General features: G+C 73.7%; 15 protein-coding genes. 7 read left to right on the forward strand and 8 right to left on the reverse strand.

Annotated elements, in window-relative coordinates; all coding sequences use genetic code 11:
• Positions 1-26: 26 nt before the first annotated feature.
• Positions 27-854 carry an aldo/keto reductase gene (locus AOK09_RS12425; protein WP_055587220.1) on the reverse strand — a complete coding sequence of 276 codons (828 nt, stop codon included), beginning with the start codon at positions 852-854 and terminating at the stop codon, positions 27-29.
• 101 nt (positions 855-955) lie between these two features.
• On the opposite strand from AOK09_RS12425, the gene AOK09_RS40095 reads away from it, so the two are divergent.
• Positions 956-1,123, forward strand: coding sequence for a hypothetical protein (locus tag AOK09_RS40095; RefSeq protein ID WP_157875873.1), 168 nt, complete (start codon positions 956-958; stop codon positions 1,121-1,123).
• A 493-nt stretch (positions 1,124-1,616) separates the two neighbouring features.
• On the forward strand, positions 1,617-1,934 hold the full coding sequence (locus AOK09_RS12430; RefSeq protein ID WP_055587221.1) for a hypothetical protein: 318 nt from the start codon (positions 1,617-1,619) through the stop codon (positions 1,932-1,934).
• 34 nt (positions 1,935-1,968) lie between these two features.
• Here the strand turns inward: AOK09_RS12430 and AOK09_RS12435 are convergent, their stop codons facing one another.
• A complete protein-coding gene (locus tag AOK09_RS12435) occupies positions 1,969-2,919 on the reverse strand; it encodes a YhjD/YihY/BrkB family envelope integrity protein (protein WP_245687256.1) in 951 nt (316 codons plus the stop codon).
• Between the two features lie 174 nt (positions 2,920-3,093).
• On the opposite strand from AOK09_RS12435, the gene AOK09_RS12440 reads away from it, so the two are divergent.
• Positions 3,094-3,273: a GNAT family N-acetyltransferase gene (locus AOK09_RS12440; protein ID WP_055587222.1), complete on the forward strand. Its 180-nt coding sequence runs from the start codon at positions 3,094-3,096 to the stop codon at positions 3,271-3,273.
• 85 nt (positions 3,274-3,358) lie between these two features.
• Positions 3,359-3,997, forward strand: a complete 639-nt coding sequence (locus tag AOK09_RS12445; RefSeq protein ID WP_055587223.1) for a DedA family protein — start codon at positions 3,359-3,361, stop codon at positions 3,995-3,997.
• Between the two features lie 611 nt (positions 3,998-4,608).
• Here AOK09_RS12445 and AOK09_RS12455 read toward each other — a convergent pair.
• The 3 genes from AOK09_RS12455 to AOK09_RS12465 form a co-directional block, all read right to left on the reverse strand.
• The gene (locus AOK09_RS12455) at positions 4,609-5,253 is read right to left on the reverse strand and encodes an MBL fold metallo-hydrolase (protein ID WP_055587236.1); all 645 of its coding nucleotides are present in this window, start codon (positions 5,251-5,253) and stop codon (positions 4,609-4,611) included.
• On the reverse strand, positions 5,250-6,683 hold the full coding sequence (locus AOK09_RS12460; RefSeq protein ID WP_063795937.1) for an MFS transporter: 1,434 nt from the start codon (positions 6,681-6,683) through the stop codon (positions 5,250-5,252). Before AOK09_RS12460 ends, AOK09_RS12455 begins: the two co-directional genes overlap by 4 nt.
• A gap of 91 nt (positions 6,684-6,774) precedes the next feature.
• On the reverse strand, positions 6,775-7,203 hold the full coding sequence (locus AOK09_RS12465) for a MarR family winged helix-turn-helix transcriptional regulator (RefSeq protein WP_063795938.1): 429 nt from the start codon (positions 7,201-7,203) through the stop codon (positions 6,775-6,777).
• Between the two features lie 80 nt (positions 7,204-7,283).
• Here AOK09_RS12465 and AOK09_RS12470 point away from each other — a divergent pair, with 80 nt between their 5' ends.
• Both AOK09_RS12470 and AOK09_RS12475 read left to right on the forward strand, forming a co-directional pair.
• Positions 7,284-7,517: a hypothetical protein gene (locus AOK09_RS12470; protein WP_055587225.1), complete on the forward strand. Its 234-nt coding sequence runs from the start codon at positions 7,284-7,286 to the stop codon at positions 7,515-7,517.
• A 2-nt stretch (positions 7,518-7,519) separates the two neighbouring features.
• A complete protein-coding gene (locus AOK09_RS12475; RefSeq protein WP_055587226.1) occupies positions 7,520-8,071 on the forward strand; it encodes a Clp protease N-terminal domain-containing protein in 552 nt (183 codons plus the stop codon).
• 145 nt (positions 8,072-8,216) lie between these two features.
• Here AOK09_RS12475 and AOK09_RS12480 read toward each other — a convergent pair whose 3' ends face one another.
• Positions 8,217-9,050, reverse strand: a complete 834-nt coding sequence (locus AOK09_RS12480) for a metallophosphoesterase family protein (protein ID WP_055587227.1) — start codon at positions 9,048-9,050, stop codon at positions 8,217-8,219.
• A 157-nt stretch (positions 9,051-9,207) separates the two neighbouring features.
• Positions 9,208-9,687 (reverse strand): GyrI-like domain-containing protein, encoded by a 480-nt coding sequence (locus AOK09_RS12485; RefSeq protein WP_245687258.1) that lies wholly within the window; start codon positions 9,685-9,687, stop codon positions 9,208-9,210.
• A gap of 120 nt (positions 9,688-9,807) precedes the next feature.
• Between AOK09_RS12485 and pepN the strand changes: the two genes are divergently transcribed.
• On the forward strand, positions 9,808-12,306 hold the full coding sequence (gene pepN / locus AOK09_RS12490) for an aminopeptidase N (RefSeq protein WP_055587229.1): 2,499 nt from the start codon (positions 9,808-9,810) through the stop codon (positions 12,304-12,306).
• 53 nt (positions 12,307-12,359) lie between these two features.
• Here the strand turns inward: pepN and AOK09_RS12495 are convergent, their stop codons facing one another.
• Entirely contained in the window at positions 12,360-12,812 is a 453-nt protein-coding gene (locus AOK09_RS12495; protein ID WP_055587230.1) for a MaoC family dehydratase, read from the reverse strand.
• Positions 12,813-12,896 lie beyond the last annotated feature (84 nt).

The raw sequence follows: 12,896 nt of genomic DNA on the forward strand, positions 1-12,896 counted from the left end.
GGCGGGCCGCCGGCCCGCCCGGACGTTCAGTTGAAGGCGTCGGGGTCGGGGCCGATCCGGTCGCCGCTGTCCAGCGCCGTGACGGCCGCCAGGTCCTGCCCGTCGAGCTCGAAGCCGAAGAGGTCGAGATTGGCCCGGATGCGCTCCGGGGTGACCGACTTCGGGATCACCACATTGCCAAGCTGGAGGTGCCAGCGCAGCACCACCTGGGCCGGGGTCACCCCGTGGCGCTCCGCGATACCGGCGATCACCGGGTCCTTGAGCAGCGCGCCGCCCTGCGCCAGCGGGCTCCAGGCCTCGGTGACGATGCCGTGGCGGGCGTGGAAGGCCCGCAGTTCGGCCTGCTGCAACCGGGGGTGCAGCTCGATCTGGTTGACCGCGGGGACGACCCCGGAGTGGTCCATCAGCCGCGTCAGGTGGGCGGGCTGGAAGTTGGAGACGCCGATGGCCCGAACCCGGCCGTCGGCCAGCAGCTTCTCCAGGGCCCGCCAGGTGTCCAGGTAGCGGTCCCGCGCGGGGGTGGGCCAGTGGATCAGGTACAGGTCGACATGGTCCAGCCGCAGCCGGTCGAGGCTGGCGTCGAAGGCCGCGAGCGTGGAGTCGTATCCCTGGGCGTCGTTCCAGAGCTTGGTGGTGACGAAGAGCTCGGCCCTCGGAAGTCCGGAGGCGGCCAGCGCGTCGCCGACGCCCTTCTCGTTCCCGTAGACGGCCGCGGTGTCGATGCTGCGGTAGCCGGCGTCCAGGGCGGCGGTGACGACGGCGGCGGTCTGGCCGTCGGGCACCTGGAAGACGCCGAAGCCTACCTGGGGGATGCGGACGCCGTTGTTGAGGGTGAGGCTGGGGATCTCGTTCATGCCGCCGACGTTAATTGCGTACGCCGCTTATTGCAAACGCACGCGCCGGACGGCGGCCCGCAGAAGATGCGTACCGCACCGGGCGGCGGTGTGCTGGTTCCATGACCGCACCCCATCCGCTGGTCCGCTTCACCAATGAGCTGATGACCCTCACCGGCGATCTCGACCAGACGACGGCCGCGGACTTCGTCCGCCGGGTCTACGAGGCGGGGCGCGCCGAGGGCGAACGGCGGGCGGCGGAGGACCCGAGCCCGGGCGGGGAGCGGTAGCCGAAGGGGGAGCGGCGGCCGGCGGGGCGCCCGGAGCCGGCTGCCTGTGGCCCGGCGGATGCCGCAGGAGGGTGCCCCGGGCTGCGGCGGCGTGCGGCCGTGCGCCCTGGACGATCCGCTTCGCCGGACCGGCGGCTGAGCTGCGCTGCCGCGGCGCCAGGTGCCGACGGATCGCGTCCGGCCTTCACCGGCGCACGGAGGGTGCGCGCCCGGTTGTGTCGGAAGGGTGTGCGCGGGGCTCCGGAATCGCTACGGGTGAATCTGCCGCCCCTCGGACGGCGTACGGTCCCCCGATCGCCGGAGGCCGCCCGGATTGCCTGCAGATGGCCGGAATCGCACCTCTGACCTGCGTCGACGGCCCCTCCCGCAGATCGCGAAGCGTGTTCGAACGATCACTCGCAGGCGCGTTCGACGCGCGCTGTGTTCTCGAACTTGCTTACGGTGACTTTACCGGTTGTTGTTCGGAACAACTCCGATCCGAGAGGAAACATCCATGTCCAAGCGCATGTCCCGCATGGTCGCCACCGCCGCGCTCGCCGCTGCCGCCACCGTCGTCCCGCTGGCCGGCACCGCCAGTGCCACGCCCCACGGCGGCGGCTTCGGCGGTGGCTACGGCGGCGGTGGCTACGGTTTCAGCCGCGGTCACCACGGTCACCACCACGGTCACCACGGCGGCGGTTTCGGCGGCGGCTACGGCGGTGGCTTCGGTCGCGGCGGCTTCGGTGGGGGAGGCTTCGGTCTCGGCGGCCTCGGCTTCGGCGGCATCGGCGGATTCGCCGGCTTCGGCAACAATGTGGCGATCATCTTCTGACGCATCGTCTGCACGGTAGTCGGCGGGACCCGGATCACTCCGGGTCCCGCCGCTCCGTGCGGCGCCGCCGTCGCAGCCCGAACCGTCCGCTCAGCAGCCTGCGCACCGGCTCGTCCGTCGCCAGCACATAGCCCAGCGCGATCGAGCCGGTGATCGCCGCCCCCAGCACGATCAGCCAGGACAGGGTGGTGAACACCGCACCGTACGGCCCGAACTGGGTCACACTGCGGTCCAGCGCGCGCGGCATGTACAGCCGGGCGGTCCAGCTCAGCAGCAGGACCGACGCCGTGCAGAGCAGGGCGCCGGGCAGCAGCGGCAGCCACGGCACCCTTCCGCCGAGCAGCAGGTGCTGCGTCCACCACCACAGCGCCACACCGACCAGCGCGGTCAGCGGCAGGCCCAGCAGGGGGCCGATGCCGAACGCACTGCGCAGCGACCCCTGCCCCACCAGTACCACCAGCCACACCAGCAGCCAGACCAGCCACCGCCACGCCGACACCCGGATCCCCGAGCGCGGCAGCCGCCAGGACCGCTCGCAGACCCGCTGGAGGGCCCGGCTGCAGGCCGTCGCCGACAGCAGGGTGACCAGGGTGCCGACCGCGCCGAACGCCTCCCGGGTCTCGGTGTCGCCCGCCTGCAGGACCTGCTGCACCTGGGTCATGGGCCGGTTGCCGATGCCCAGCTCGGTACGGAGCGAGGCGGCCAGTTCGTTCCGGACCGAGGCGGGGGCGAAGGCGCTGAACACAAAGAGGGCGGGCAGCGCACAGAGGAACACCTGCGCGGCGATCCGGGTCCCGTTGTCCAGCAGGTTCACCCGCAGCAGCTGGTCGGTGACCCTGGACAGCAGCGGCACCCGGTCCCGTACGAGCGCCAGCACGCGCGCGGTCCGGTCGGTTCCCCGCCGTACGCCCCTCAGCATCTGCCGCACCTCACCGCCCATCGCCACGACGGCCGCGGCTCCGACCCGCCGGCCTTTTCCGATCATGCTCCGTGGACGGCGGAAGGGAGGCGGTGAACCGCCGCAGCCGGCCGTCACCGGGAGCCCGAATGGATGCCGTCATGACCGGCGCACCCCAGCGCGGGCGCTTCGAGCCCCGGGCGGGGCACCGGCCGGCCGGCGTCGCCGAGAGCACCCGGCCTGACGTCCCCCCGCACAGGGGTGGGGGCCGCCTTCGAGGGCCGCGGGGTGGGCAGCGCACCGGCCTGCGCGGCGCTGGACGACGCCCGTAGCCGCGGGCTGCCGGTAGTGGTGGGCTGCCCGTTCACCGCCGCACGGATGGACCGCCGTCCCGAGGGCGCCGGCCCCGCCCCCGGTCATGGCAGCCCGACGGCCGACTGACGCACCCGGACCGTCGGCGCGCCCGGGACCGCCCGGATCGCGCTTCGTTGCGGCGCCCCGGCCCGTCGGCCCCTTATGGTGAGGTATGGCCCCGCCGCTGCCCGGCCCCCTGGCCCACCTGGCCCCCCTGCTGGAGCACTACGGCTATCTCTCCGTCGGCGGGCTGGTCTTCGTCGAGGACTTCGGCGTGCCCGCGCCCGGCGAGGCCACCCTGGTCGCCGCAGCGGTGTACGCCGGGGCCGGACAGCTCTCCATCGTCGCGGTCGCGGTGATCGCCCTGGTCGCCGCGGTCGCCGGGGACAACGTCGGCTATCTGATCGGCCGCACGGGAGGCCGGGCCTTCGTCCACCGCTGGGGGCGCTATGTGCTGCTCACACCCGAGCGGTTCCACAAGGCCGAGGAGTTCTTCGCCCGCAACGGCGCCAAGGTGGTCGTGATCGCCCGCTTCGTCGAGGGGCTGCGCCAGGCCAACGGCATCATCGCCGGCACCACCGGAATGCCCTGGCTGCGGTTCCTGGCCTTCAACACCCTGGGGGCCGTGCTCTGGGTGGGGCTGTGGGCCACTGTCGGCTACACCGCGGGCAGCCATATCGACACGGTCTACCGGGATGTCTCCCGCTACCAGAACTATGTGCTGGCCGCACTGGGCGTCCTGGTCGCAGCCCTGGTGGTACGCCGTCTGCTGCGCCGCCGCCGGGGGCGCGACGCCAGGCAGCAGCCCTGAACGGCCCACCGAGGTTCACCCCAATGGGGCAGTTGCCATGCGGCCGAACGGGCAGGCGACCGGCGAGACTCCGCACCAGGAAATGGGGGCACTGCCGCCATGGACGCGCTGCTCTGGTTGCTCATTCCGCTGATCGCCGCCGTGTGTGCGGCCCTGTGGGCCGTCACCGCCCAGCATCCCCGCCGCCGTCGCCGCGGCGAATGGCAGGACTTGGACCGCTACCACCGGATGCAGGTGGTCCTGTCCTCGTCCCAGCTGTCATCGCCTCCACCCCCGCCGGCGCAGCTGCCGGAGCCGGACCCGCCTGATCCGCCGCCGCCCGGTGCCGACCGTGCGTCCGCAGGCCCGCCCCGGGACAGCCGGGGCGCCGCGCCGGGGCCCGGGCCCCGGGGCGGGTCCCGCGGCTGAGAAGCAGCCGCCGGGCATCCCCGCAGGACCGCCACCCCTCACACCGGCGACCGGCCGGACGCCGGCAGGAGCGCGGCTCCCTGCACACACCGTGTAGCCCCCGCCGCCCGCGCGAGCCGGAGGGTGGGAGACCAGGGTGGGGCCGGTACCGCGACGGCGGTACCGGCCCCACCCTCGGCTGATCGCCGCCGAATCGGCGGCGATCAGCCGAGGACCACGGTCTGCCCGGAGGCCAGCCGGGAGAAGGAACGGCCCTCCCCGCCGGCCAGCCGGCCGAGCATCTGCTCGGTGGAGTTGAGGCCGAGTTCGCTGAGCAGGGCCTCATGGATCAGATAGCCCTCCCGGGGGCCGACCGCACGGACGAAGTCGACGACCTCGCCCAGCTTGAGCCACGGGCCGGACACCGGCACCAGCAGGGTGGTGACCGGTTCCCCGGGCACGGTGAGGGCGTCCCCGGGGTGGAAGACACGGTCGGCGACCAGGAAGCCGACGTTGTCGCAGACCGGGATGTCGGAGTGGATGACGGCGTGCTTCTCGCCGTGCACCCGTACCGGGATGCCCGCACCGACGGTGAAGGCGTCACCGTGGGCGACGGCGTGCACCCGGTCGCCGAGGTCGGCGAACTGGGCGGCGACCGAGGCGTTGGTCCACACCTGCAGCGAGGGGTTGTCGGCGGCCGCGGCCCGCAGTGCGTCGGGGGCGACGTGGTCGAAGTGGTCATGGGTGACCAGCACCGCGTCGGCACCGGCGAGCGCCTCGGGCTCGCTGAACGCCCCGGGGTCGATCACGACGACGGTGCCCTCGGCCTCCAGGCGGACGCAGGCATGTCCGTACTTGGTGAGCTTCAGTTCCACTGGTGGTGCCTTTCGGTGCGGTGTTCTCTGGGTGCGGCCGCCCTGCGTACGGTGCCCGCCAGCGAGGTGAGCAGCAGCAGGACGGCGATCCCGGCGACGGTGAGGCCCATGCGGTGCAGGCCGGCGTCGTCGGCGTGGTGGCCGAGGACCAGGGCCAGTACGGCGGCGGCCAGGTTGGCGCCGACGTACTGGGAGGTGCGGTAGAGGCCGGAGGCTGCTCCGGTGCGTGCCGCGGGCGCCGCCGCGTACATGGTGTTCTGGTTGCCCATGTTGTTGAAGCCGTTGGGCAGGCCCACCACGGTGGTGACCGCCAGCAGCAGCAGGACGGGCGAGCCGGTGCGGGGGACGGTGAGCAGCAGCCCTCCGGCGAGCAGCGCCACGGTGCCGACCAGCAGGGTGACGCGCGGACCCCGGTGCCGTACCAGGCGGGTGGCGGCGAAGGTGGAGGCGGCGCCCAGGACCGCGGTGGGAAGCACCACCAGTCCGGCGCCGGTGGGCCCGAGGCCGCGCGCCTCCTCCAGCCACTGCGGCAGTCCGTAGAAGACACAGTAGAACGCGGTGTAGGTGGCGATGGTGCGCAGATAGGTGAAGGACAGGTCGCGCCGGCCCAGCAGCCGTACGTCCAGGAAGGGGTCGCGGGCGCGCAGGCCCCGGGCGACGGCGAGGACGGCGCAGGGCGCCAGGACGGCCAGCCACCACCACTGGGGCCGGTCCGCGAGGGAGAGCAGCCAGAACATCAGCGCCGCGATGGTGGCGGCGAAGAGCAGGATCCCCAGCGGGTCGACCCGGGCCAGTGACCGCAGCCGGCCGGCGGGTGCCTCCCCGGGCGCGGCGGGCGGGTCGGCGGGACCCCAGCGGAGGATCACCGCTGCGGCGCAGACGGCGAGCGGGACGTTGACCCAGAAGATGCCGGTCCAGCCGAGGCCGCCGACCAGCAGGCCGCCGAGGGTGGGGCCGAGGGCGGCGGTCACCTGGGAGCACACGGCGATGGCGCCCAGGGCGCTGTGCGAGCGGGCGTGCAGCCGGTCGGCGGCGTGGCGCACCATCGCGACCCCGCAGGGGTACTGGGCGGCGGTGCCGATGCCGATCACCACCCGGCAGGCGACCAGGGTGCCGACCCCGGGGGCGAAGGGGGCGGCCACCGAGGCGGCCGCCACCAGGGCCAGTCCGCCCAGGCTGGTGCGGCGGGGTCCCAGCAGGTCGGCGATGCGGCCCATGGCGGGGGCGGCCACGGCGGTGGCCAGATAGAGCGCGGAGACCAGCCAGGTGACGGACGAGCCCGCATGGAAGTGGTCGCGGATGCCGACCAGGGCCACCGCGATCATGGAGGAGTTCAGCGGCTGGAGAATGGTGCCGAAGGCGATGGGGGCGATGAACCTGGAGGGCAGCTCCCGGTGGTCGGCCTCTGCGGCCGTGCGCTTCACACCGGAAGGAATGCCAGCTTGGCTGTCTTTCTGTAGTGGATCGGATCGTCGGGGTGACGGCACGGTGGTGCTCCTGGAACGCCGGTGGGGTTCAGCTGCTGGCGAGACGGTCCAGCAGGCGGGCGGCCAGCAGCAGCAGCTCGCGCTCGACGTCGGTGAGCCGGGTGGCCAGCGCCTCGGACAGCCAGGCCTCGCGCTTCCGGCGGTCCTGCAGCACCAGTTCGCGCCCGGCGTCGGTGATCCGCAGCAGGGACGCCCTGCGGTCCGCGGGGTCCTGGCCGCGCTCGACCAGTCCGTCGCCGATGAGGTGCTGGACTATGCGGGCCATGGACTGGGGGGTGATGCGCTCGGCGTTCGCCAGCGCGCTTGCGGTGGCGGGACCGTCGCGCTCCAGGTACCCCAGCACCGACAGGCGGCCCAGGGTGAGGCCGCCGGGTTCGCGTTCGGCGCGCAGCCGGCGGGCCAGGCGCATGACGCTGAGCCGCAGATCCACTGCTGCGCGGTCGGTCTCCGGGTTCATATAGGCAGCATAGCTTAGCTTTTCTCGCCGATCCGTCAACCATGGTTGACGAGAGGAGAGTGTCAACCTACATTGACATCATGAGCGATGGAGTACAGCTCGCCCAGGAGGCGAGCAGCCGTGACCCCGCCGTGGGCCTGCGGGCCGTCCGCGCCCTGCGCGAACTGGCCGACCGCCTGGAGGCGCTCCAGGTGGGCAGTGCACGCGACCAGGGCTGGTCCTGGCAGGAGATCGCGGTCTGTCTCGGCGTGAGCCGGCAGGCCGTCCACAAGAAGCACGGCAGCGGCCGTCGGATCCTCGGCAGGGAGCACTAGCGATGTTCGAACGGTTCACGGCGGAAGCCCGTCAGACAGTCGTCCTCGCCCAGGGCGAGGCGCGCACGCTGCACCACGACCGCGTCGGCACCGAGCACCTGCTGCTCGCACTGGCCGACGGCGCCCCGGGCCCCGCCGCCGGGGTGCTGCACCGGCACGGCCTCGACCCGGCCGACCTGCGCCGCCGTATCGTCGCCGCACTCGACGGCGGCGCACTGGACCAGGACGCCCTCGCCACCCTGGGCATCGACCTGGACCAGGTGCGGCAGGCCGCCGAGGCGACCTTCGGCCCCGGCGCCCTGCAGAACCCCGCCCGCCGCCCCGCTCGCAGGAGCGGGCACATCCCCTTCACCGGCCCGGCCAGGAAGGTCCTGGAACTGGCGCTGCGTGAGGCCGTCCGGCTCGGGCACCGCGAGATCGGCACCGGCCACCTGCTGCTCGGCCTGCTCCGCGAGGGGGGCGGCGTGGCCGCCGATGTGCTCACCGAGGCGGGCGCCGACCTTCCCGGCATCCGGGAGGACGTCGTCCGGCTGATCGCCGCGGAGGCGGCCTGACCGCCGGGCCGCCCAACTGCCCGGCCGGACCCGCGAGCCCCCGCGAGCCCCCTCGGCCGCCGCGGGCGGCCCCTGGGCCCGTCCGGGCGTCACCCGAACAGGCGCCGGGCCCCCCGCGCCCGCTCAGGGCACAGCTCCCCGCCCGTCAGGGCGCCTCGTACGGCAGGATCCGGCACAGCCCGCCCGGGCCGCCGTTGCGCTGCCACTCACGCGGGTAGCCCAGCGAGACCTCCTCGAACCGCACCCCGTCCTCCCAGATGGTCCGGCGGATGTGCAGGTGACCGTAGACGACCGCGGCCGCGTCGAATCGCAGATGCCAGTCCGCGGTGCGCTCCGTGCCGCACCACAGGGCGAACTCCGGATACCAGAGCACCTCGGTCGGCGTACGGGTCAGCGGGAAGTGGTTGACCAGCACCGTCGGCAGCGCCGGGTCCCGGGCCGCCAGCCGCCGCAGGGTCCCGGCCACCCGGGCCGCGCTCCAGCTCTCCCGGTCCGGATAGGGGTCGGGGTGCAGCAGCGCCTCGTCGGTGCCCACCACACCCGCCGTGTACGCCGTCTCCAGCGCCTCCTCCTTGGTGCTGGTCCCCGGCGGGCGGAAGGTGTAGTCGTACAGCAGGAAGAGCGGGGCGACCGTGACCGGACCGCCGTCGCCCCGCCACACCGGATACGGGTCCTCGGGGGTCAGCACCCCCAGGCCGCGGCACATCTCCACCAGCCGCCGGTAGCGCCGCTCGCCGCGCAGCTGCACCGGGTCGTTGGCGGGGGTCCACAGCTCGTGGTTGCCCGGGGTCCAGATCACCGTGCGGAAGCGGGAGTTGAGCGTACGCAGCGCCCACTCCACATCGGCGAACCGGTCGGCCACGTCGCCGGCCACGATCAGCCAGTCGTCGTCGGACCCGGGCCGCAGCCCCTCCACCACCTCGCGGTTGGCCGGGTGGCCCGCGTGCAGGTCGCTGACGGCCAGCAGGCTGCCGCTCATGCCGGGGCCCCGGGGGCGTTCGGCGGACCGGCGGCGGGCCGCCCGGGTATGCACCTCGCCGGAGGGCGGGCGGTCAAGGGTGTCATGCCGTCAGTCTCCATGACCGACGCAGCGGTTGGTACGGCAGCCCTGCTCCGGTGGGAACCGGCCGCGGCCGCTACGGCGCCAGCCGGAAGGCCAGTTCGGTGCGCCACCGCTCAGGGTCGGGCTGCACCCGCGGATCGGTCAGGAAGACCTGCAGCCGGCAGCCCCATCGGACACCCTCCGGATCGGGGGCGGCGTCCCAGACCAGCCCCCGCTCCGAGGCCCAGGCGAAGACCGCGTCCACCGCCCCGATCAGCCCGTCCGGACGGCCGGTGTGCTCAGCGGTCACATACCGCCCCGGGGGCAGCTCCCCGCAGCGGACCCCGCCCTCCGGCGCGGGCGCGGCGGCAACCGGCACCCCGGCCTCGATCTCCAGCTGCCGCTCCATGTCGATGACGCGGTACCGCAGGAACGGCGGCCCGGCCGGCTCCACCCCCCGGGCCGCCAGCCAGGCGAAGACCTCCGGCAGCCGGTCGGCGATGGACGGGATGGTCTCCATGGTCACCAGGGCCGCGACCGACGCGTACGGCCGGGCGCCGCGCTCGACAACCACGGGACCCCTCGACAGTTTCTCAGTCATGGCAGTGCGGACGACGGGGCGGCCCGGAACTCATCGCCTCCCTGTTCGGGTGGGCCGCTGCGCCGCTCGGCGGCGGTAGGGCAGCATGGGCGCATGCCTGCTCTGACCCGTGCGGAGGCCGAGACCCGCGCCCTGCTTCTCGATGTCCGTCACTACGCCATCGACCTCGACCTCACCAGGGGAGAGGACCTGTTCGGATCCAGCACGGTGATCACCTTCACCGCACGCTCCGACGGCGAGACCTTCGTCGACGTCAAACCCGCCGCGCTGCACCGCGCCACCCTCGACGGACGGGACCTCGACCTCGGCTCGCTGTGCGACAACCGCCTGCCGCTGCAGCTCACCGCCGGCGAGCACCGCCTGGTGGTCGAGGCCGACATGCGGTACTCCCGCACCGGGGAGGGGATGCACCGCTTCACCGACCCCGCCGACGGCGAGACCTATGTCTACACCCAGCTCTTCATGGAGGACGTCCAGCGGTTCACCGCCGCCTTCGACCAGCCGGACCTCAAGGCGGTCTTCGAGGTCACCGTCACCGCCCCGCCCGAGTGGACCGTCCTGGGCAACGGCATCGCCGAGCGCGTCACCGGCACCGAGGACCGCTGGCGGATCGCCCCCACCCCGCCCATCAGCACCTATCTGCTCGCCGTCGCGGCCGGCCCCTGGCACTCCGTACGCTCCGAGCACGCCGGACTGCCCTTCGGCCTGCACTGCCGGCGCAGCCTGGCGCCGTACCTGGACGCCGACGCCGGCGAGCTGCTGGACATCACCCGCCGCTGCTTCGACCGCTTCGGTGAGCTCTTCACCGAGCCGTACCCCTTCGACTCCTACGACCAGGCGTTCGTCCCCGAGTTCAACGCGGGGGCGATGGAGAACCCCGGCCTGGTCACCTTCCGCGACGAGTTCGTCTACCGCTCCGCCGTCACCGGCACCGAGCGACAGATCCGCGGCATGGTCATCGCCCACGAGATGGCCCACATGTGGTTCGGCGACCTGGTCACCCTGCGCTGGTGGGACGACATCTGGCTGAACGAGTCCTTCGCCGAGTACATGGGCTACCAGGTGCTCTCCGAGGCCACCGACCACACCGGCGCCTGGACCGACTTCTCCGTCGCCCGCAAGGGCTGGGGCTACGACGCCGACCAGCGGCCCTCCACCCACCCCGTCGCCCCGGCGCCGGAGGCCGTCCCCGACACCGCCTCCGCGCTGCTCAACTTCGACGGCATCTCCTACGCCAAGGGCGCCTCCGCGCTGCGCCAGCTGGTGGCCTGGCTCGGCGAGAAGCAGTTCCTCAGCGGCATCAACGACCACTTCACCCGGCACCGCTTCGGCAACGCCACCCTCGCCGACTTCATCGACTCGCTGGGCCGCGCCACCGACCGCGACGTCCACACGTGGGCCGGGCAGTGGCTGCGCACCACCGGCGTGGACACCCTCCAGCCCACCGTCACCGAAGCGGCCGGGGGATGGCAGCTGGAGATCGGCCGTACCGGCGGCCGCCCGCACCGGATCGCGCTGGGCCTCTACGACAGCGCCCCCGCCGACCCCGCGCGGCTGGTGCACCGCGACACCGTCCGGGTCGACCTGCCCGCCGGGACCGACCCGCAGACCTTCGCCCTCCCCGGCCCCCGCCCCGACCTGGTGCTCCTCAACGACGGCGACCTCACCTACGCCAAGGTGCGCTTCGACGAGGAGTCCTGGGCGGCGGTCACCCGGGCCCTCGGCAGCCTGTCCGAACCGCTCTCCCGGGCCGTCGTCTGGAACGCCGCCCGCGACCTGGTCCGCGACGCGCGGCTGGCACCCACGGCCTTCCTGGAGCTGGCCCGCACCCATCTGCTGGGGGAGACCGACCTGGCGATCGTCGAGGGTGTCCTCGGCTTCGCCGCCACCCAGGCCGTCGGCCGCTATGTGTCCGCCGAGCAGCGTCCCGCCGCGCAGTCCGTCCTCGCCGATCTCAGCCGTGAGCTGCTGCGCTCCCCGGCCGACGGCCACCGCCTGGCTGCGGCCCGCAGCCTGCTGGGTGCCGCGGAGGACATCGCGGGGCTGCACGGCTGGCTCGCGGCGGGACGTCTTCCGGACGGCCCGGAGCTCGACCACGAGCTGCGCTGGCGGCTGCTGCTGCGCCTCGCCGTGCTCGGTGCCCTCGACGAGGCGGCCGTCTCCGCGGAGCTCGCCCGCGACCCCAGCGCGGCCGGGGAGCAGAGCGCCGCCCGGTGCCGTGCGGCGCTTCCCGACCCCGCCGGCAAGCGGGCCGCCTGGGCCGCGCTCTTCGACGGGGACGCGTTGTCCAACCACCTCTTCAACGCCACCGCTCAGGGGTTCTGGCAGCCGGAGCAGCACCACCTGCTGGAGGAGTACATCCCCCGCTACTTCCCGGCGGCCGCGGCCACCGCGGCGCGGCGGGGGCCGGCTGTCGCCGAGGCCGCGGGGCGCCATGCCTTCCCCGTCCACGCCGTCGACCGGGAGACGCTGCGGCTGGGCCGGCAGTGCCTGCGTGACGGCGACCTGGTCCCGGCGTTCCGCCGTGTCCTCGCCGACCAGCTGGACGACCTCGACCGTGCGCTGCGGGTCCGGGAGGTGGGTGCCCGCTGAACCGTGCGGCGGCGGGGCCCTGCGCCCTGCCGCCGCACGCCGCCCCGGTGCCCTCAGGGTTCCTGCGGGCGGAGGGCGACCATCAGGTCGATGTTGCCCTCCTGGACGGTCTCGCCGTGCTGGTTGAGCAGCCGGAAGCGGCGGATCAGGATCCCGGCGTCGCCCTTGCCGGTCCGGCGGGCCTCCAGGATCTCCACCTGGCAGTGCACGGTGTCCCCGATCAGCACTGGCCGCAGGAACCGCCAGTGGTCCACCCCGAGCAGGGCGATGGAGCTGCCCTCGAAGACGCCGAGCCGGGAGACCAGGCCCATGGCGACGGAGAGGCCGAGCATCCCGTGGGCGATCCGCTCGCCGAACCTGGTCCCGGCGGTGAACCGGGCGTCGGTGTGGACGGGGTTGGCGTCCCAGCTCCAGCCTGCGAAGGACACCAGGTCGGACTCGGTGACGGTGCGGCCCTGGGTGGTGAACACCTGGCCCGGGGCGAAGTCCTCGAAGTACAGCGGCACGGGGTCAGACTCTCACGGCCTGCGGGCACGCCCGGCCCCGGGCCGCCGCCCGGGGCCGGGGGTGCCGGTCGGCTCAGCGCGGGG

Origin of the sequence: Peterkaempfera griseoplana, from assembly GCF_001418575.1 — a bacterium.
GTDB lineage: Bacteria > Actinomycetota > Actinomycetes > Streptomycetales > Streptomycetaceae > Peterkaempfera > Peterkaempfera griseoplana.

Excerpts from the sequence above, each read along its gene's own strand:
- AOK09_RS12465 (WP_063795938.1), bottom strand. The coding sequence starts at position 7,203 with ATGAACCCGGAGACCGACCGCGCAGCAGTGGATCTGCGGCTCAGCGTC.
- AOK09_RS12425 (WP_055587220.1), bottom strand. The coding sequence starts at position 854 with ATGAACGAGATCCCCAGCCTCACCCTCAACAACGGCGTCCGCATCCCC.
- AOK09_RS12470 (WP_055587225.1), top strand. The coding sequence starts at position 7,284 with ATGAGCGATGGAGTACAGCTCGCCCAGGAGGCGAGCAGCCGTGACCCC.
- pepN (WP_055587229.1), top strand. The coding sequence starts at position 9,808 with ATGCCTGCTCTGACCCGTGCGGAGGCCGAGACCCGCGCCCTGCTTCTC.
- AOK09_RS12480 (WP_055587227.1), bottom strand. The coding sequence starts at position 9,050 with ATGAGCGGCAGCCTGCTGGCCGTCAGCGACCTGCACGCGGGCCACCCG.
- AOK09_RS12435 (WP_245687256.1), bottom strand. The coding sequence starts at position 2,919 with ATGATCGGAAAAGGCCGGCGGGTCGGAGCCGCGGCCGTCGTGGCGATG.
- AOK09_RS12430 (WP_055587221.1), top strand. The coding sequence starts at position 1,617 with ATGTCCAAGCGCATGTCCCGCATGGTCGCCACCGCCGCGCTCGCCGCT.
- AOK09_RS40095 (WP_157875873.1), top strand. The coding sequence starts at position 956 with ATGACCGCACCCCATCCGCTGGTCCGCTTCACCAATGAGCTGATGACC.
- AOK09_RS12445 (WP_055587223.1), top strand. The coding sequence starts at position 3,359 with ATGGCCCCGCCGCTGCCCGGCCCCCTGGCCCACCTGGCCCCCCTGCTG.
- AOK09_RS12475 (WP_055587226.1), top strand. The coding sequence starts at position 7,520 with ATGTTCGAACGGTTCACGGCGGAAGCCCGTCAGACAGTCGTCCTCGCC.